The organism is Zavarzinella formosa DSM 19928 (assembly GCF_000255705.1).
In the GTDB taxonomy this organism is placed as follows: Bacteria; Planctomycetota; Planctomycetia; order Gemmatales; family Gemmataceae; genus Zavarzinella; species Zavarzinella formosa.
On record NZ_JH636446.1, the window covers coordinates 319141 to 336744 of the forward strand.

Here is a 17604-nt window from a genome sequence, read left to right on the forward strand (position 1 = left end):
GTCACCAACTTTTTGATTACCCATTTGGAGCAATCCTCGCACCGTTTCCATCACAATTCCTTTCGGGGAATGAGAAAGGGGACTGGGCGAAAAACGGGTGAATTGAAAGCACGGATTTGAGCTTCGCGCAACGAAAGAAAGTGCTTGCGTGGAAACGCGCGTTGCGCTAGCGTCTGGCGACAACCAAATCAGAAAGGAGTGTTATGGCTGAATGCTTTTTGCCGACTGACGAAGAAATCTTGAACGCGACATCAGTTCTCGTGCGGGCCTGCCACGGGCGTGCTTGGAATGCTGGTTGGTATCACGATCCGGCAACTGGAGAGGTGATCGAGCGGAATATGGGCGAGATTTTCGCTCTGATTCACAGCGAGATTTCCGAGGCATTGGAAGGTCACCGCAAGGACCTGATGGATGACAAGCTGCCTCACCGCAAAATGGTGCCTGTCGAATTGTTCGATGCCGCCATTCGCATCTTCGACACCATTGGCATGTACTATCCGGACGACATCCCGGCTCTGCTCGAAAAGATGCTTTACAACGACCAACGAGCGGATCACAAGCCGGAGAATCGACTCAAGGTTGGCGGCAAGAAGTTTTGAGCATGACCAAGAAAGTCGCGTGTCTCTTCTGCCTGAAGCCTTACACCCCGAAACAGTTCTACCAGCGGTTCTGCTCGGCCATGTGCCGTCTGCGTGCATTCCGCGAACGAAAGAAGGTCCAGTCACAGAAAGGAATCAACCCGTGATCGAAGCATACCCCCTCCAGTGGCCCGCCGGGAAACAACGGATTCACTTTCCCGCCCGCAGCCACTTCCGCACCACCCACGGAGCCGCCTGCCAGTTCGTCCTCAGTGAGATCCGACGCCTTGGGGGAACACTTCCAATCATCTCCACCAACATCCCCCTTCGCAAAGACGGTTTACCCTATGCGACCTACAAGACGCCGGATGACCGCGGCGTGGCGGTATACTTCACCTACCGGAAGAAGCAGATGTGCTTCGCCTGCGACAAGTGGGACATCATCCACGACAACATTTACGCCATTGGGAAAACCATTGAGGCGTTGCGTGGAATTGAACGCTGGGGAACGGGCGAAATGGTGCAGCAGGCGTTCAAAGGGTTCATCGCATTGCCAAGCAATTCACCTTGGGACGCCTTGGGCTTGAAAGCCGGTGCGTCACGATCCGAGATCGAGGCGGCGTTTCGGGACAAGGCAAAGCGGTGTCACCCGGATGTTGGTGGGAGCCATGAGCAGATGGCGAGGTTGAACGAAGCTCGAACCGAATTGCTGCGGCGGTCGGCGTGATAGGAATTCTCGAATGATCGAAGCACATACGACAATTACGCATGAAGAGATGAAGCACTGGACAGGCGGGACGTTCGGATGCCATGCCGAGGCGTATCTCCTGCAAATCCTGACGGGCGAGTACGGCTTGGATGAGGCTCGGCGGGATGTTCTCAGTTTCCGCGAACCAACGATCACTGTATGCTCAGCTTGCCTCCAGGCGTCATGTTGGCAGGGTAAATTTTACTGCGACGATTACCAGACCGCTGGAACGGTCGAAAAGACACGGACTGAGCTTGCAGCCCTCAACCTTGAGCATCCCGACAACTGGGAGAGTGCCCCAGCCGGAAGGGCATCATGCTAACGTGGCTTTACGCTCTGCTCGTTGGGAGGTTTTGCAGGCATTCGTGGGAAACGATCCGAAGCGGCCCGCGAGGAAGTGAAAGCAAGGTGGTGGGTTTCTATTACGACCAGCATTGTGAAAAGTGTGGGAATATCAGGCGCAAGAAGACGTGAACGGTCCAGAAAAGGACGAAACGAGTTAAACAGTCCTGAACGGGGCGGAAAGAGAGGTGGCATGACCGTTGATGTGCAAGCATTGGCAGACGACTACGCGAAACGGATCGGCTGGCAGAACGACGCCGGGTTTCACGTCGCTCATCCCAATGACATCGCCAAGGGGTTGATGGCGTTCCACAAAGAATGCCAGGATGCGAAGCAGACCAATTGCTCCGAGGAAACGAATCGAACTCCAGCGTCCGAGCAGCCCACGAAGCCAGTTCTCCACTGTGGCCTCTGTGGGTTATCTGAACACGACGTAACTTGCCTGATTGCCGGGAAGGACACCAACATATGCGGCCACTGCACTCAGATATGCGCCGATATCCTTCTGAAAAAACTTTGGGACAATGCCACTCGCCTACAAGACACGATCAAGGGGATTGAGAAGCACGGTGGCATACCGTCCGTGGCCGGGGTATCGGATCAAGAGATACCTACGAAAGAATCAGACGCCATATGACCCGCCTTCCCTCCATCAGTCTTGCCACTATCCCCCTCCTGCTGGAACGCTTCTCCTGGATGCCCAAAAGCAACAAACCCCACTTGGTGGTGTTGTACCGTGCTTTGAAACTGTCTGAAGATGAGAGGTTGAGGTTGGAATTGAAGATAGCGGAGTTGGAAGGGAAAGAGGGAGAGAAGAACTGGAAGGCGAGGGTGAAGAAGTGATTGGGCGTTCCGGCTTCGCCGTCGCGTGCTCTCGGGCTTCGGTCCTGCGGACGCCTTCGGCCCCTGACGCCCGCTAACGCAAGAACAGCACATGTCGCTACTGGAATTCGGCCCTTGGTGGGTTGATGTGGAAATTTTGAAAAATCTCTCAAGAAACTACCAAAACTGCTTGTTTCCACAATGGAAACAACGATACTCTTTGTGTGTGGGCATCAGCGGAATCCCCATGCCGATTCAGACAGGGGCGAGCCTGTTGCGACATTCTCAGGAGAAGGTAAACGCTAATGGCTAATGGGGCGAAATTGTCGGGTGTCGGAAAAATCCTTCGCACTATTCGAGAGGAGGCGGGAATCAAATTGGGCGACATGGCTTCAACGATCAAGATCGGAAAAGGCACGCTGAGCAAGTACGAAAACGACGAGCTTGCCGTTCCTGTGACCACGATTGTTGTGCTTGCCAAAGCTGCAAGCGAAGACTCGGAGCAGATCGTAATCCGATGTCTTTTTGAGTGCCATCCGGATTTGATCACTACAGAATTGGGGGAAAAGCTAAAAGAGTTTGCCAAGACAAAGTGAACAATCAGATCAGCACTCACACAAGAAAGGAGATTCGATGTTTTCGCCATTTGAAAGTAAATATTACGAACATGTCTCCGAGATTGCTCAATGCCAAGTAAAGCCGATTAAATGCGAGATGGACAATCAATGCGATGCCATTTTCTTTGCCATTTCTGAAGCGAAAGAATTGGAAGAAAGCATTTGGCAAACGATGTGGATTGCTCTCACAATCTTTGCTATGATCAGGCGATTTGGCATGGTTAAAGATCTTCGTTTCTCTGCATATTTTGGTCAATGGATTGCGAATCCTTTCAAAATCAAGCCAGGCTTGCGACTGAACGGGCGGACAGCCGAATCTCGGAAGACCTTCGTGGCTTTTGGTGAATTTTGTTCAGATGGATTTATCAAACCTGTATTTTCCAAGACAACTGAATCTGTGGCTCGTGTCAATGCTTTCGAAGGGAATTGTTTATTTTCCAAGCACTGCTCACGAGGATACCATGAAGACGAAGCTCGAACTTTTAATTGCGATGGCGCAAAAATTGCGATTTGAAAGCGGATTGCGACGGCGACTAGCATTGGAAGAGGCAATCAGGATCGGAAAGAAATTGCTACCCCATGCCGACGATCCAGGCAAATACGGCGAATTTGACAAAGAATGGGCTGAAATGCTCGCAAAAATGGCCGAAGGCGTTGTCGGCAAATGAACCGTTTGTGCCTTCCCAAGCTGATGGAAACCAATGGAGGTTTTTTCATTTCCATGCGGGTGCAAAGAAACCGTTGCGGTCGCATAACTCAACGCATACCTATCGCCAGCAGCCCGCCGCCCAGCCGCTTGGAAGGCGGCAGCGGGCTGCTGGCGAAGTCTACTCGACAAGCTTGCCTTCAGCCGACAGTCGTTCCTTGAACGACCTCACCCAAGGTCCGAAATCCTTGATCCGACAACCGTAGGCGACGCGCGAATTCGGGAGCCAGCGGCTCTGGAGTGCCACCACGCACACATTGACATCGCCATCCGGCATGTTTCTCAGGCCGAAAATGGCCGCTCCGCTCATGCCCTCAATGCCTTTTAGGTCCGTTGGCGTCTGCACTTTCGCAAAGAACCAATCTGCAAGTTTCTTACCCGTTTCGGCTTCAGGAGCAGTGGTTGGCGAGAGGTTCAGCAGGACTGGGTAAAATGTGGATGAGCGTGAATTGTCGAAAACGCTGCTTGAGGGGGAAAGTGGCGAGGTAAGTTCTACGGCAACACCGCAGACGCAATAGTGGTCAAAGTTTTCCGAGTGATCTCCCCAAAAATACTCCTCCACTGGGGCAATTTCATTCGCTTGGAGGCCTGCACGGTAGAGGGGGCGTATGTACATCGCCGCGACATCCATGGCAGTAGATTCTTCATCTAGCCATTTTTTGGGTATATCCTCATAATCCGGCAGCATCGTTTGGTGTGCCGAAACAGCGTGAAGACCCATATCGTCTTTGAAGCCAAAATTCTTGATGATGGCTTTCTTACTCTTCACAAGCTCGTTGATGTCTCGAAGAACGTGTCCAGCAGTGATGTAGAACCAATGGCCATCAACATCCATCACGAAGCCAGTGACGATCAGTGGCCGCTCAACTCCATCATCCCTTCCCGCATCGTCCAGCAGCACATAGCTCGCAAATAGGCAGACGAGATGCCGAGAATAAATCTTGCGGAAGAAAAGATATTGCTCGTCAGGTGAGAGGCTGTCCAGAAATCCCATCGGCATTTATTCCTTTCAGCTTCTTGCAACAGAACCTCCCGCATCATATCAGACTTTTGAGCGCACGCGTCTTGCCCACAGCGAGCCCCCGAGATCTTCGGTCTCAGTGGCGGTCTGGGGACAAACGCTGCTTGGGCCGCAGCGGTTTTCTGATGACGGAATCATCGGCGCTTCTCCAGCCCACCTCTTTGATCTTCGCTGACTTGACCAGTGCCGCCTCCAGATCCTTTACCAGCAACTCCTCGCCATATGGCTTGTCATCAGCGACCTCGATATTCTCCGGCGCCATGCGGGCGAGCCACAGTGGGCCGGGGTTCGAGATGAACTGACCGTAGCAGTGGGCTTCACCGTTCAGGATCAACTTGGCGCCCCCGGTCACCGGCCGCCAATCGCCATCGTCGCTCTTTTTCAAGAAGACCAACACCCGGCCCATGGGGGCTTCTTTCCTGTCGGTTCCACCGGAAAATCCCCGGTCGCTGCGGCGCGTGTATACGCCATCAAATTTGACTTTAATGGATTCCTTGGGCTTGAGCGACCCTTTGAACGTCTGAACTACCGTCATGGTGACTTGTTCGTAGGTGTGGTATACGCTCGTCGGATAATGCCCCGCTTCGGACTTGATTTCATCACAAAGCACGATGTCCGAGGACAGGAATGCCATCTCGTCCATGCGGTAGTACGGAATCATGGCTGCGGATGCCTGCGGCACTAGGGACGCAAACAAGAGTAAAACGGCATACGGCTTCATCTGGTTCCTTCGTGAGAGCCATTAAAACCGGGTCATCATCTCAAGGAATGTCGGCATCGGTCAATCTCAACTTCATTTTATTCAAATAGCCGCTTGACCATCCGCGCGTTTTACGCCACCGTTTTCCTAACGGAATCGGAGGACGCCATGCCCGTAGAAATCAACGCATTGGAACGATCTGACAGTTGGCGAGGCGGCGAGAATTACCGACCCGTCACGATCATCCTCGACACGGACAAGAACACCTTGACCATCGCGGGCTTGTGGGGCAAGACTTACGCCTTGGTGGAAGTGACCGATGAGGCGGCTGAAAACACGCAGCCTACGAAGGAGGATGAATGACCAGCCACACTGAACCCCTTTGCCGCCCAGCGCGTCCGGTTGTGGCCACAACGCCGAAGGAGGCGCCAATGCGCAAACTTGCCAGCATTCAGACCGTTAATGCCGTTGAGCCAATCCCGAACGCCGACGCCATCGAAAAGGTCCGCGTTCTCGGGTGGTGGATCGTCGCCAAGAAGGGCGACCACAAGCCCGGCGACAAGCTCGTTTACTGTGAAATCGACTCCCTCCTGCCCGAGCGTCCGGAGTTCGAGTTCCTCCGCGCCAGCAGCTTCAAGCCCGCCCAAACCGACGCCACGGGTGTCGTAACTGTTCCGGCCGGGTTCCGCATTAAGACGGTTAAGCTGCGCGGTCAGGTCTCCCAAGGCATCTGCTTCCCACTTTCCTTCTTGCCAACCGGATCACCGGAAGAGGAAGGGGTTGACGTCACCGGCTTGCTCGGCGTCCGCAAATGGGAGCCGCCACTTCCGGTCGGCATGAGTGGCAAAGTGAAAGGCGGCTTTCCCGGCTTCCTGCCTAAGACCGATGAGACACGAGTGCAGGTCTTGGAAGCAGCCCTTCTGCGGCACAAGGGCAAGACCTTCTACGTCACCGAAAAGCTGGACGGCACGTCGTTCACCGCTTTCCTCCGGCAAGGGGAGTTCGGCATTTGCAGCCGTAACCTGTGGATGGACGAGACCGATCAGACGAACGTGCTATCCCGAGTCACCGCCTCCATTAAACTGGAGGAGAAGTTGCGGGCCGCTTGTGAACGGTTGGGGTTTGAACTGGCGATCCAGGCCGAGGTGATTGGACCGGGCATTCAGAAAAACAAGTACGGGCTGAAGGAAGTCACGCTTCGTGTGTTCAACGTCTTCAACGTCGACGCCTACCGCCTCGTCGATCATTCGGTGATGCTGGCGACTCTGACCGATCTGGGGCTGGAAGGCGTGCCGCAACTGGGAACATTGACGCTCGACCACACCGTGGATCAGCTTGTGACGTACTCCGAAGGCACAAGCGTACTCAATCCTCAAGTTCAGCGGGAAGGCGTTGTGCTGCGACCACTGGTGGAAGAGTACGACGAGGACATCGGCGGGCGACTGAGCTTCAAGGCCATCAATCCGAAGTTCTTGCTGAAGTACGACGAGTAACAAACTAGGAGGTGAAGATGGCGATCAAGAACATCACGGATGAAATCGAGCAGTTGCGAAACGAGAAGGCATTGCATGGCAGGATCGACGGCCTCGGCCAGGAGAAGGCGGCTTTCATCCTGAAGGCGTTGATGCTCGCAGGCCATGTGTCGGAACACGTCATGATTCAATCGCTGGACTTGGCGGATACGATCCGGTTTGAGCCATGACGTCGGATGAAGCGACATTGGCGTTTTGCAGGAATTGCAGCCAAGTTTTCGCGACATCCATCATTTATTTTGCGGTGAATCTCGCGAGCAGACGAACTCATCCGGCTTGTGATCGCTGATTTCTCGGAACGCGGCCAGCACTTCTGCTTGGTTGAAGGGCTTGTACAGCACCTTGGCCGCCCCAAGTTTGCGCGCGGCAGGGAGCATGTCCACGGCGCCGTTGTGCCCGCCTCCGCTCATGGCGATAATTCTCACGCCGGGGTAATCGCGGCATAGTTCGCGGATCAACTCCAGGCCATCCTTGCCCGGCATGAACAGGTCGCACAGCACCACGTCCGCCTGCCTCTTTTGGAACAGTCGCACTCCCTCCGCGCCGTCACCGGCTTCGGCGACATCAATGCCCGCCCTCTCCAGCATCAGCCGGGTAGCCGCCCGGACCATCACATCGTCATCAACCAGCAGGACGGTAGCCATCAGTTCACCTTTCCTCACGTGGTGCGAGATCCACTCATGGGATGACTCGCGAATGCCCATCCGGGGACCACCCGGCAAATCGGGCACAGTTACGAATCAAGTATCTCCCGCACCTTGAGCGCCAGGGCGAGCGGGGTGAACGGCTTCTGAAGGAATTGCACGCCTTCACGCAACACGCCGTGGCGGATGACCGCGTCATCCGTGTACCCAGAAATGTACAACACGCGAACCTCAGGGTGTCGCCGATTGATCTGTTCCGCCACGACACGGCCGCCCGCCCCGGGCATGACGACATCCGTGATCAGCAGGTGGATCGTTCCGTGATGCCCCTCGGCCATTCGCATGGCTTCTTCTCCGTCCGCGGCTTCCAAAATCTTGTAGCCACAACCGGCCAGAATACGGCGGGCCAATTCTCGCACCCCGGCTTCATCTTCCGCGATCAGAACCGTTTCCGTCCCGCGCGGGGGGGCCAGGATCCGGGACGGGGCTTTCAAGACATCCGAACTCTGCTCCGCCCTGGGCAGGTACACTTTGAAGGAGGTGCCGATCCCGGCCTCGCTGTACACCGCGACGTGCCCGCCGCTCTGCTTGATAATCCCGAACACCGTGGCCAAGCCCAGGCCCGTGCCTTTGCCCGCCCCCTTGGTGGTGAAGAACGGCTCGAAGATCCGTGACTGCACTTCCGGCGACATTCCGCTCCCGGTGTCCGTGACACTCAACTGGACATGCGGACCGGCCCGGACGTACACATGGGATCGCACATACATCTCGTCCAACTCGATATTCCGCGTCTCGATCGTCAGTCGGCCGCCCTTGGGCATCGCGTCCCGTGCGTTGACCGACAGGTTGAGCAGCACCTGCTCGACTTGTCCCGGGTCGGCCAGGACGGCCCAAAGATTGGAGTCCAGTGTGGTGGTCAGCCGGACGTCCTCGCCGATCAGGCGGCGGAGCATCTTGTCGGTTTCCGTCACGACCTCGTTCAGGTTGAGAACCCGTGGCGCCAAAATCTGCTGGCGGCTAAACGCCAGGAGTTGCCGGGTGAGCCCGGCAGATCGCTCGCCGGCCTTATATATCTCGTCAATCAGAGGGCGGGACGGGTCGTTCTTTGGAAGACTCTGAAGGAGCAGGTCGCTGTACCCGTTGATAATGGTGAGGAGATTGTTGAAGTCGTGGGCCACGCCGCCGGCGAGTTGCCCGAACGCATCCATCTTTTGGGCCTGACGGAATTGATCCTCCAGACTCCTCCGGGCGGTCACATCCGTCTGGACGCCGACGAAGTGCGTCAATCGTCCGGTTGCATTCCGAACCGGAGAGAGCGACAATTCGTTCCAGAACGGAGTTCCGTCCTTGCGATAGTTCAACAGCTCGACGGTGCACGGATTCTCCTCTCGGATCGCCTTGTGTAAATGGGCAACTGCCGCCGGGGCAGTGTCCGCGCCCTGAAGAAACCGGAGATTGCGCCCAAGGCTTTCTTCGAGCGTGTACCCGGTTATCCGTTCAAATCCCGGACTGCCATAGATGATTGGGTTGTCCGCGAGTCCGGAGTCGGTGATTATCAGCCCTTGCGTTGCCGCCTGAATAGCGCGGTCCCGCAACCGCAGGTCTTCCTCGGCCCGCTTCCGGTCTGTGATGTCCCAGTTGACGCCCGTCATGCGGGTGGCCGGACGGCCGGCTTCACGCTGCACCAAGGCGTGCGCCTCGATGTGGCGCAACTCGCCTCCGGGCCACGCGACCCGAAATTCGGTGTGAAAATCCTTGACCCCGGCCAGAGCGGCGGCGATCTCGCCCTCGGCGCGGTCCCGGTCGTCCGGGAGCAGGCCCTTCTGCCACGCGTCATAGGCGCCCGAAAACTCCCGCTCGCGAATGCCGTACAGCGCCAGCATTCGAGCGTCCCAGACCATCTCGTTCGACGACACGTCCCAGTCCCAGATTCCGATTCCCGCCGACCCAGTCGCCAGAGAGAGGCGTTGCTGGCTTTCGACGAGCGCCATTTCCGCCCGCTTGCGATTGGTGATGTCGGAATGGATCCCTACCCACTCCCTGACGACTCCGCCGGGATCCAGAATCGGCACGGCTCGTGCGGACATGTGCCGGTACTCCTTGTCCGAACGCCGGAGTCGGTGTTCCACCTGAAACGCACAACGGTCTTTCACCGCCGCCGCCCACGCGCGAGCGGTCTCCTCCCGATCATCCGGGTGAATGGCGTCCAGCCATCCCCACTCCCGGTGTTGTTCGAGAGTCTGTCCGGTGAATGCCGTCCACGCCGGTTGTTCCGTGTCGAATGCCCCGGACGCCGGAGAGTTCCAGACGATGGCGCTGGTCGCGGCAATAAGCGTTCGGTATCGCTCCTCACTGAGTCGGATCGCAATCTCTGATCGCTTTTGTTCAGAGATGTTCCGGAAGACGGTGATGCCGCCCCTCAAATCGCCGGTCGCATCCCGCATCGGCTTGGCGTTCACGCTGATCCACCGGGCTTCTGGAATCCGGTCGTGATTGACAATCATCTCGACTGCTTCGCAGGATTCGCCTCGCAGAGCCCTGACCATCGGGTTGTCAGTGAACGGAAAAGGCAACACGCCGTGGGGCGGTAAAAACAGACTGTACCGCTCCTGCCATTCCTCAGGCCGCGCGTCGATGCTCCCCAACCGAAGGATCTGCTCGGCCGCCGGGTTGAAGAGGAGGAATTTGCCAGTTTCGTCGGCGACGACGACTCCGTCGCTCATGTTATCAAGGATCGACTGGAGGACTTGGGACTGACCGCGAAACCGCTCTTCGCTCGCCCGGAGCGCCGCATCCGTCCGTTTCCGCTCTCGGATGTCATGGCCGGTTTTCGTGAAACCGATCAGACGACCATCCACGTCCCGTATCTGGGAGATGGTCAACGAGATGTCGATCCGTTGGCCGTCTTTGTGAAGACGGACTGTCTCCAGGTATCCCACGAGTTCCCCTGCCCGAACCCGGTCCATGATGGTGGCTCGCTCCGCCAGTTTGTCGGGAGGGACAAGAAACGAAACGTGACGGCCGATGGCCTCGGCCACGGTCCATCCGTAGAGCCGCTCGGCGCCCCGGTTCCAACTCGTGAGCTGGCCGTCGATGGTCTCAGAGACAATGGCATCAACGGACGACTCCACGATTGCCGCCAAATGGGCGGCAGTCCGCTCGGCGGCACGCCTCGCCCGCCGATTCTGGGCTTCTCGCACTTCCCGCCTGACAGCCGGAGCCAGTCTGATCAGTGACCCCTTCAGGATGTAGTCGTTCGCCCCGGCCTGCATCATCGCGACCGCCGCCTCTTCCCCGACCGTCCCCGAGACGACGATGAACGGCATGTCCGGGTCGGCCGCCCGCACGACCGCAAGTGCGGCGGTCGATCCAAACATTGGCATGGTGTGGTCTGCAAGGACTGCGTCCCATGCCCCGGCAACCATTGAGGCTTTCAATGCGGATTGAGTGTCGACCCGCTCCCATGTCGGATCCAGTCCGCCTCGGCGCAGGGCAAGAAGAATCAACTCAGTGTCGTCGGCCGAGTCTTCGACGAGGAGCAGACGGGGTTGCTTGTCCATGACGGTCATCCATTCCGGGGCGGGGCTTCGTTTAGTACGAGCCAGTACATCTGGAGTTGCCGGACGGCGTCCACGAACTGCGTGAAGTCCACCGGCTTGCGGACGTACGAGTTGGCTCCCAGATCGTACCCCTGGACCAGATCTTCTTCCTCCCGCGACGACGTGAGGATGACGACCGGCAACCGCCGGGTGCGGGGGTCGGCCCGCACCCGACGAAGCACCTCATACCCGTCAATCTTCGGCAGCTTCAGGTCGAGCAGCATCATTTGCGGCACCTCTCCGACATTTCGTCCGGCGTGGGGGCCGGTGCCGAAAAGGTAATTGATCGCTTCGACCCCGTCTCTCGCCACCACCACGTCGTTCAGCACCTGTCCCTTTTTGAACGCGAGCAGGGCGAGTTCTTCGTCGTCCTGATTGTCTTCAACCAGTAGAATGACCTTGCCAGTCATGCGTCTCCCTCCGGGCCGGGCATGGTGAAAAAGAGAGCGGCTCCGCGGCCCACCACCCCCTCGGCCCAAACTCTTCCTCCATGGCGGCGGACGATGCGCTGGACCGTTGCCAGGCCGATTCCCGTCCCGGCAAAATCCCGGTCGGAGTGCAAGCGCTGGAACGCTCCGAACAGTTTGCCCGCATACGCCATGTCGAACCCGGCTCCGTCATCTCGCACGACGAACGCCGGTTGGCCCTCGATCTCGGTTTCGTCGAAAGTGATCGCCGCCACCGGCTTTTTCGAGGTGAACTTCCAGGCGTTCGCAAGAAGATTCTCAAGCGCCAGGCACATGAGCGTGGGGTCGCATTCCGCAAACATTCCCGGCCGGGCGGTGAAGGAAACCGTGCGCCCGGGCTCAAGATCTCGCAACCCGGCGAAAACAGTCTCGGCGAGCGCCGTGAGATCGACCCGCTCACGCCTCATTTCGCCACGGGTGACCCGGGACAATTTTAACAGATCGTCGATGAGATTGCCCATCCGCTGCGTCCCGGCCCGGACGCGGCGAAGGTAGTGCATCCCTTGTTCATCCAGTTGGCCGGCATGCGATTCGAGCAGTTCGCGACTGAAGCCGTCGAGCGCCCGGAGCGGGGTCCGCAGATCGTGACTCACCGAGAAGCAGAACGCCTCCAACTCCAGGTTCGCGGCCTCCAGTTGCCGGGTGCGTTCGAGGACGCTTCGCTCCAGTCCTTCGTTGAGTTTGCTGGTCAGCATCTCCGAACGTCCCAAGGCCGCGATCCGGGAGTTTGAATGCGCGAGTGTCAGTTCTCGAACCGCTTCCACGGAAACCGCCAAATCCCGGGCCTGCTGCCCCAACGCCGCGATTTCCGTCTCGGCCTGCGAGCGAGTTCCTTTTCGTAATTCTTCCACGAAGACAGCCAGATCCTTGGCTTTCTTCACCAACAATGCGATTTTGGTGTCCGCCTGCGATTGCGTTTCGGTTCGCAACCCCTCCACAAAATCGGCCAGATCGCGGGCTTGCTGCTCAAGGGACGCGATTTTCATGCCCGACTGCAAAAGAGTCTGCTGTCGTGTGGTTTCAACGGACTGTGCCAGCTCTCGGCCCTTTTGTTCCAGTTCCTCGACACGGTGTTCCAGCTCGTTATTGGAACGGAGGAGCTCGTCTCTGGCGAGCCCTCGCTCGGTTTGGTCCTCAATGCTCAGAAGGATCATCGAACGACCGTCTTCATCGTCAACCAGATTGCTGGCGTTCAGTTCCAATACCCGTCGGCCGAGCCGGGGGCACTCGTACTCGAATTCGAAGACTTTGGTGGAACTGTCATGGGGAATGACTTCGCTGAGCAGGGTTCGGAGCCGGGGCTGATCCCATCGACCGGCATCAATTTCAAAAAGGCGGTGGCCCTCAATGCCCGAGGCGGAACTGCCGAACGTGCGGCAAAACGGCGGGTTGGCGGCGACCACCCGCAAATTTGCGTCGAGGACAAGGAGCGGGTGACGAACGGTATCGACAATACTTCGCGAGAATGCCCGCATCGCTTCCGATCCCCCAAACGAATGGGTTGGATCGCGCGTTGTTGAGTTAAAACCTAGTAACGGTCTAGGAGAAAAGTGAAAAAGAAGGATGCAGAGGTGACTTTGTCCTTCGGTCCACACCAACGTGCTTGATTCTAACATACCGAGCTGAGGGACATCTAACAAGTATTCGAATATTTCTTTGTTATCAAAAACCGCTTGACCGTTCGCGCAACCCGCGCTAATGTCGGCTTGTTCGGGCAATGATGCCCGGCAAAACCTTGGAGAACAACCATGGAAAAATCAAAACGATACTATTGGGCGGTGTTTGAAGGCCGCCAGCCCATTTTCGAGGGAAGCTTCAACGACTGCTGGAAGCATCTGGTCGCCACGTTCGGACATGAAACTGTCGCCCATCTGACGGCGAACGGCATCCGCATCAGCCGGTCGAACTAACCAACGGTCCTGGGCAAGACGCTTAAACTGCCTTTCACATCTCACGCGAAAGGATTCGCAACATGACCAATCCCCCCGAAAATTCTCCCGCCAATGACGACGAAGTGATCGAGCATCTGGTCAAGAAGCTGGAGGTCACGCGGATGGCATTGGAGTTGGTTTTGCCAATGGCGAAAGCCTACGCCCACCATTTTCCACTCGGAAGCAACTCTGCCTACGTTGCGAAGGCCGAGGAGGTTCTTGACGCCACCAACCCCAACCAGGAGACAGACGCATGAAAATCGCAACCCTGATCGAACTGCTCGGCATATTCCCCGACTCGACCGAAGTATACGTCCAAACTTGCGAAGGCGATCTGCTTTCACCCCTTGAACGCAAGAGCCTTTGGCTGACGGAGGCATGGATCGACGAATGGTCGAAAACGCTTGAGACACCCAAACTGGTCATCACCGCCTTCATCAAGGGAAGAGCGCGGATCGAGCACAAGAATCAGAACTCGGGCGTGCTGGTCAAGCATGTGGATAAGGAGACGGCCGCATGACCGATCCCCAACAAACCGAAGTGGAAAACGCCCTTCTCCGCGGCACACTTTTCCTCACCGCCAACGCCCTGAAGGAATACCACGATGCCCCGCACTTCGAGATTGATGACGATGGCGTTCCGAAAGTGGAGGTGATCGTTACGGAGCTAACCCGTGGTAAGGCTGCGGATGCTCTCAAACGTGCGGATGGGATTTTGAAAGGAAGGTCGGCATGACCATCCCCCTCTTTCAACCCATTCACGTTTCATGGAGGAAACCGTGAGCGACTTTTATAATCTCCGACTTTCCCTCGTGGAGCTTGAGAATGGGCGACGACGCATCAAAAGCAAGTTGACCGAGGTGGAAAGCTGGCTATCGGGGTTGAAAAAATCCTCGTCCAAGCGGCAAGAACTGATTGAACTGAAGGACTCGCTTTTGGTCCAACTCAGAGAGCAAAACATTCGCCTCGAAGATACCCGCAGGCGTCTACGGCAAACACCCAGAAATCATGCCGTGACGGACCACGCCTTGGTTCGCTGGCTTGAACGGAATCATGGGATTGACGTTCTGGGGTTAAAGGACGCAATCCTCACCGATGAGTTACAGGCGGCCATTGCTTCGGGTCAGGAGCAATGGTCGGACGGGAAAATGCTGTTTGTGCTACAGGATGGGCGAGTGATTACAGTGATCCCTTCGCACGAGTGGAAGTCACGGGCATTGGCACTATGACCCTTTCCTCCCGATTGATCCGCTGCATCACATCAACTTACCTTTCATGGAGGAAACCGTGACTAAAGCCCCGTTCACAACTGACCAGGCCGCTTCTTTCAATGCCTACCAGCAAAGCGGAACATTCCACCCGTTTACATGCGGGAGCGGGAATCGTACAGACGCTGCCCATACCGACGGCGAAGGGCTTCTGGTTGCGAGCGAGGAAGGGATTGCCTGCCCGTTCTGCGGACACACCCAAGACTGGTGCCATGACTGGATGGCTGATTGGTCTTGGAAAGCATTAGCAAACCCCTCTGAGCAAATTCGCGGGGAATAACAAGCCATGACGGCAAACCTCTTCCCCGAACGCACAGTAAGGCAAGAAACTGAACACAGCCGCCTCTGCAAGCGTGCCTTGTCCTTCCTGAACAACACCATGAAGTGCCAGATCGCCGTTTCGGAGATGTCGTATGGCCGTGAAATTCCCGACGCCATCGGCTGGCGCTGGAACGACTCCATCTTGATAGAGTGCAAGGTGAGCCGGGCTGACTTCCTTCGTGACAAGAAGAAAGCGTCTCGCAAGGAAGGAGAGAAGGCGTTGGGCAAGTACCGCTTCTACCTCTGCCCGCCGGGAGTTATTACCCCCGCCGATCTGCCGCCACGGTGGGGCCTGCTCTACGCCGAGGGCCGGTCAGTAAAGAAGGTTGTTTTTCCAGTCGGGTATTGGATGAACTACGGAACGTGGGAGCAGTTTCGCCACGAGCCAGACATCGAAAAGGAGACGTGCCTGCTGGTGGCGATAGCCCGCAGGCTCCGGGACGGATGCCCGTTCATTAGGGATCGGCTCTGATGACCAACATCACACGGCTGATTCGCTGCTGCGGATGCGAGACGAAGGTGGAGGCTCGTTTGACGGACGGCAGGGAGATTTACCCCCATCGTCCCGACCTACACGCCCAGCCATTTTGGAAGTGCGACCGATGCGGCAATTACGTCGGCTGCCATTGGAAAACGAAGAACCCCACCGAACCGCTTGGGAACATCCCGACGCCGGAGCTTCGCAACGCCCGCAAGCATATCCACGCCATCCTCGACCCGCTCTGGCAGTCGAAGCGGTACGGACGGAAGGAGCTTTACGGGATGATCTCCGACCACATGGGGTTCGGGTATCACACGGCTCAGATCAGGACGGTGGAGGAGGCGAGGAAGGTGTGGGTGTTTGTGAGAGAGCTTGGGAGGAAGTGAGGGGCGTTCCCCGCTTCGCGGGTCGGAGAGCTACGGGGTTCCGTCCTTCGGACCGGCTTCGCCGCCCTTCGCATTCCTAACGCACGCGCCACAAGCTGCATTAAGTCAGTCTCCAATATTTTCCTCCATTATCAAGACTTGCTGGCGCCAAACGAAGCCGATCATCTGGATTCAGATTAGTTCGCATCAAAGAATGCATGTCATTAAGCATGGGCTCGGCTTGTGCGAAGTACGTATGCCAGAGCGGATCGGACAGATCAAAGCTGGGTATTTCAATAGTGTCGAGTTTTGGAATAACTGTGATGGGGGGAGTCAGACCTGCGCGAGGGTAAGTGTGCAGCCATCGGGATGCAGCGACCGCCCGATCATTGGGTGATGCATATAGAGTTGTTCTTTGAGAATGGGAACAAATCGCACTAACAGCATTCGTAAAAGTTTTTGAATCCACATCGGGCGCGGCTAAAATTACCTGGCCCAATCGCATTTCTGGAATGCTATCCCTGGAATTTACAAGTCGGTCGAAAGCCGATAGCAACCCTCGATTCCCCATGCTATGCGCAATCAAATGCACTATCTTTGCGTTAGATTTTTCAAATATGCTGCGCAAGAAGTCTTTTATTTCACCATAGCTTGATTCGATAGTCGCTTCGTCGGTCATGTAATCGTCTAAGCTTCCAGCGGAAGCCCAGCTAAATACAGCCGTAATACCAGGAATCTTCATGTCATACCCGATCTGCGCGGCTCTTATGATTGCCTGCTCGAACGTGTTGCAGAAGCCATGCAAGAAAAACAAAGCCTGTTGCTCATCGTCATGCTTAAGCAGTTCAGAGCGCATGTCCTCCCAGAAAACATCTTGTTCCATATCGGATTGGCTGACGATTTTAAGCGGAATATCGCTTGACAGCCTAAGCCATCTTTTCCAAGTTGGCGCGCCTGTGCTGCCGAATTTATGATTGTTGTGAATTGCAACATCGCATCTTCCATAATGTATTTTGTCACCACGCCTGTTTGAGAAACCGATATCTGGGTCATTAGTGTCTATAGGCACACGGTTTGTTGCATACCATATTGGATATTTTCGTACACCGTTTTCTGGTTTGAGCCTGTCCAGCATTGACGATGGTCGTTCAGGAAACGTTGGCTCAGCCAATGGAAGATCATTGGGATGCTGAAGTCCCAAAAAGGCAACGCTTTGATAGGAAGACGGATGAAGATGGAGCCCCAGCAGGTTGAGAATTTTTTCTACCCGTGGCCTATCAGGGGCTTCTGCATCAGCAAAACTCACGAGTGCTCGAAGCTTTAGTTTCATTTCTGAGGCAGTTTCCACTGCCAACCTTGCCAAAGCATTGCCATGACCTTGTCTTCGGTGCGAAGGCCATACGAAAAGTTCCTCTACGTCTAAATAGGTCCCGCCCTGCCCGAAAGTATCGGTGATTTTAGAC

At 56.3% G+C, this 17604-nt stretch carries 25 protein-coding genes and 1 pseudogene; 18 read left to right on the forward strand and 8 right to left on the reverse strand.

The genetic code is table 11. The annotated features are described in order from the left end of the window. The first annotated feature begins 203 nt into the window (after positions 1 to 203). From BGIM_RS0135845 to BGIM_RS63820, 8 genes are all read left to right on the forward strand, one after another. Positions 204 to 599, forward strand: a complete 396-nt coding sequence (locus tag BGIM_RS0135845; protein ID WP_020474472.1) for a nucleoside triphosphate pyrophosphohydrolase family protein — start codon at positions 204 to 206, stop codon at positions 597 to 599. Between the two features lie 2 nt (positions 600 to 601). Next, a complete protein-coding gene (locus BGIM_RS63815) occupies positions 602 to 745 on the forward strand; it encodes a hypothetical protein (protein ID WP_020474473.1) in 144 nt (47 codons plus the stop codon). Beyond that, positions 742 to 1305 (forward strand): J domain-containing protein, encoded by a 564-nt coding sequence (locus BGIM_RS0135855; protein ID WP_020474474.1) that lies wholly within the window; start codon positions 742 to 744, stop codon positions 1303 to 1305. Before BGIM_RS63815 ends, BGIM_RS0135855 begins: the two co-directional genes overlap by 4 nt. A gap of 556 nt (positions 1306 to 1861) precedes the next feature. Further along, positions 1862 to 2305: a ClpX C4-type zinc finger protein gene (locus BGIM_RS0135865; RefSeq protein WP_020474476.1), complete on the forward strand. Its 444-nt coding sequence runs from the start codon at positions 1862 to 1864 to the stop codon at positions 2303 to 2305. Further along, the gene (locus tag BGIM_RS0135870; RefSeq protein WP_020474477.1) at positions 2302 to 2511 is read left to right on the forward strand and encodes a hypothetical protein; all 210 of its coding nucleotides are present in this window, start codon (positions 2302 to 2304) and stop codon (positions 2509 to 2511) included. The genes BGIM_RS0135865 and BGIM_RS0135870 overlap by 4 nt, the downstream gene beginning before the upstream one ends. A gap of 284 nt (positions 2512 to 2795) precedes the next feature. Next, positions 2796 to 3086: a helix-turn-helix domain-containing protein gene (locus BGIM_RS0135875; protein WP_020474478.1), complete on the forward strand. Its 291-nt coding sequence runs from the start codon at positions 2796 to 2798 to the stop codon at positions 3084 to 3086. A 37-nt stretch (positions 3087 to 3123) separates the two neighbouring features. Then, on the forward strand, positions 3124 to 3621 hold the full coding sequence (locus tag BGIM_RS0135880) for a hypothetical protein (protein ID WP_029631305.1): 498 nt from the start codon (positions 3124 to 3126) through the stop codon (positions 3619 to 3621). Next, positions 3569 to 3775, forward strand: a complete 207-nt coding sequence (locus tag BGIM_RS63820) for a hypothetical protein (protein WP_157369669.1) — start codon at positions 3569 to 3571, stop codon at positions 3773 to 3775. Before BGIM_RS0135880 ends, BGIM_RS63820 begins: the two co-directional genes overlap by 53 nt. Positions 3776 to 3934: 159 nt before the next feature. Here BGIM_RS63820 and BGIM_RS0135890 read toward each other — a convergent pair whose 3' ends face one another. Both BGIM_RS0135890 and BGIM_RS0135895 read right to left on the reverse strand, forming a co-directional pair. Next, positions 3935 to 4807: a hypothetical protein gene (locus tag BGIM_RS0135890; protein WP_157369670.1), complete on the reverse strand. Its 873-nt coding sequence runs from the start codon at positions 4805 to 4807 to the stop codon at positions 3935 to 3937. A 103-nt stretch (positions 4808 to 4910) separates the two neighbouring features. Further along, entirely contained in the window at positions 4911 to 5555 is a 645-nt protein-coding gene (locus BGIM_RS0135895) for a hypothetical protein (RefSeq protein WP_020474481.1), read from the reverse strand. 147 nt (positions 5556 to 5702) lie between these two features. Here BGIM_RS0135895 and BGIM_RS0135900 point away from each other — a divergent pair, with 147 nt between their 5' ends. From BGIM_RS0135900 to BGIM_RS0135910, 3 genes are all read left to right on the forward strand, one after another. Continuing rightward, positions 5703 to 5897: a hypothetical protein gene (locus tag BGIM_RS0135900; protein ID WP_084760326.1), complete on the forward strand. Its 195-nt coding sequence runs from the start codon at positions 5703 to 5705 to the stop codon at positions 5895 to 5897. Positions 5898 to 5965: 68 nt separating this feature from the next. Further along, a complete protein-coding gene (locus BGIM_RS0135905; RefSeq protein ID WP_020474483.1) occupies positions 5966 to 7027 on the forward strand; it encodes an RNA ligase (ATP) in 1062 nt (353 codons plus the stop codon). 17 nt (positions 7028 to 7044) lie between these two features. Next, a complete protein-coding gene (locus BGIM_RS0135910; protein WP_020474484.1) occupies positions 7045 to 7236 on the forward strand; it encodes a hypothetical protein in 192 nt (63 codons plus the stop codon). Between the two features lie 60 nt (positions 7237 to 7296). Here the strand turns inward: BGIM_RS0135910 and BGIM_RS54120 are convergent, their stop codons facing one another. From BGIM_RS54120 to BGIM_RS68475, 5 genes and pseudogenes are all read right to left on the reverse strand, one after another. Next, the gene (locus tag BGIM_RS54120) at positions 7297 to 7710 is read right to left on the reverse strand and encodes a response regulator (protein WP_020474485.1); all 414 of its coding nucleotides are present in this window, start codon (positions 7708 to 7710) and stop codon (positions 7297 to 7299) included. A gap of 89 nt (positions 7711 to 7799) precedes the next feature. Beyond that, a complete protein-coding gene (locus BGIM_RS58855; protein ID WP_162136321.1) occupies positions 7800 to 11270 on the reverse strand; it encodes a PAS domain S-box protein in 3471 nt (1156 codons plus the stop codon). 5 nt (positions 11271 to 11275) lie between these two features. Then, on the reverse strand, positions 11276 to 11719 hold the full coding sequence (locus BGIM_RS0135925; protein WP_020474487.1) for a response regulator: 444 nt from the start codon (positions 11717 to 11719) through the stop codon (positions 11276 to 11278). After that, positions 11716 to 12762, reverse strand: coding sequence for a sensor histidine kinase (locus BGIM_RS58860; RefSeq protein WP_238537787.1), 1047 nt, complete (start codon positions 12760 to 12762; stop codon positions 11716 to 11718). The genes BGIM_RS0135925 and BGIM_RS58860 overlap by 4 nt, the downstream gene beginning before the upstream one ends. Positions 12763 to 12936: 174 nt before the next feature. Beyond that, positions 12937 to 13392 (reverse strand): annotated as a pseudogene (locus BGIM_RS68475) (PAS domain-containing protein); the annotation flags it as partial. A 132-nt stretch (positions 13393 to 13524) separates the two neighbouring features. Here BGIM_RS68475 and BGIM_RS63825 point away from each other — a divergent pair. From BGIM_RS63825 to BGIM_RS0135970, 7 genes are all read left to right on the forward strand, one after another. Beyond that, positions 13525 to 13686, forward strand: coding sequence for a hypothetical protein (locus BGIM_RS63825; RefSeq protein ID WP_020474489.1), 162 nt, complete (start codon positions 13525 to 13527; stop codon positions 13684 to 13686). Between the two features lie 62 nt (positions 13687 to 13748). Further along, complete coding sequence (locus tag BGIM_RS0135940; RefSeq protein ID WP_020474490.1) at positions 13749 to 13964, forward strand: hypothetical protein; 216 nt, start codon at positions 13749 to 13751, stop codon at positions 13962 to 13964. Beyond that, the gene (locus tag BGIM_RS0135945) at positions 13961 to 14227 is read left to right on the forward strand and encodes a hypothetical protein (RefSeq protein ID WP_020474491.1); all 267 of its coding nucleotides are present in this window, start codon (positions 13961 to 13963) and stop codon (positions 14225 to 14227) included. The genes BGIM_RS0135940 and BGIM_RS0135945 overlap by 4 nt, the downstream gene beginning before the upstream one ends. After that, positions 14224 to 14442, forward strand: coding sequence for a hypothetical protein (locus BGIM_RS0135950; protein WP_020474492.1), 219 nt, complete (start codon positions 14224 to 14226; stop codon positions 14440 to 14442). The genes BGIM_RS0135945 and BGIM_RS0135950 overlap by 4 nt, the downstream gene beginning before the upstream one ends. A gap of 43 nt (positions 14443 to 14485) precedes the next feature. Next, entirely contained in the window at positions 14486 to 14935 is a 450-nt protein-coding gene (locus BGIM_RS66685) for a hypothetical protein (RefSeq protein ID WP_020474493.1), read from the forward strand. A gap of 325 nt (positions 14936 to 15260) precedes the next feature. Continuing rightward, positions 15261 to 15767 carry a hypothetical protein gene (locus BGIM_RS54145; protein WP_020474494.1) on the forward strand — a complete coding sequence of 169 codons (507 nt, stop codon included), beginning with the start codon at positions 15261 to 15263 and terminating at the stop codon, positions 15765 to 15767. Continuing rightward, entirely contained in the window at positions 15767 to 16162 is a 396-nt protein-coding gene (locus tag BGIM_RS0135970; RefSeq protein WP_020474495.1) for a zinc-finger-containing protein, read from the forward strand. Before BGIM_RS54145 ends, BGIM_RS0135970 begins: the two co-directional genes overlap by 1 nt. Positions 16163 to 16262: 100 nt before the next feature. Here BGIM_RS0135970 and BGIM_RS61775 read toward each other — a convergent pair. Then, a partial coding sequence (locus tag BGIM_RS61775; protein WP_193789045.1) for an alpha/beta hydrolase occupies positions 16263 to 17604 on the reverse strand: 1342 nt, incomplete at its 5' end.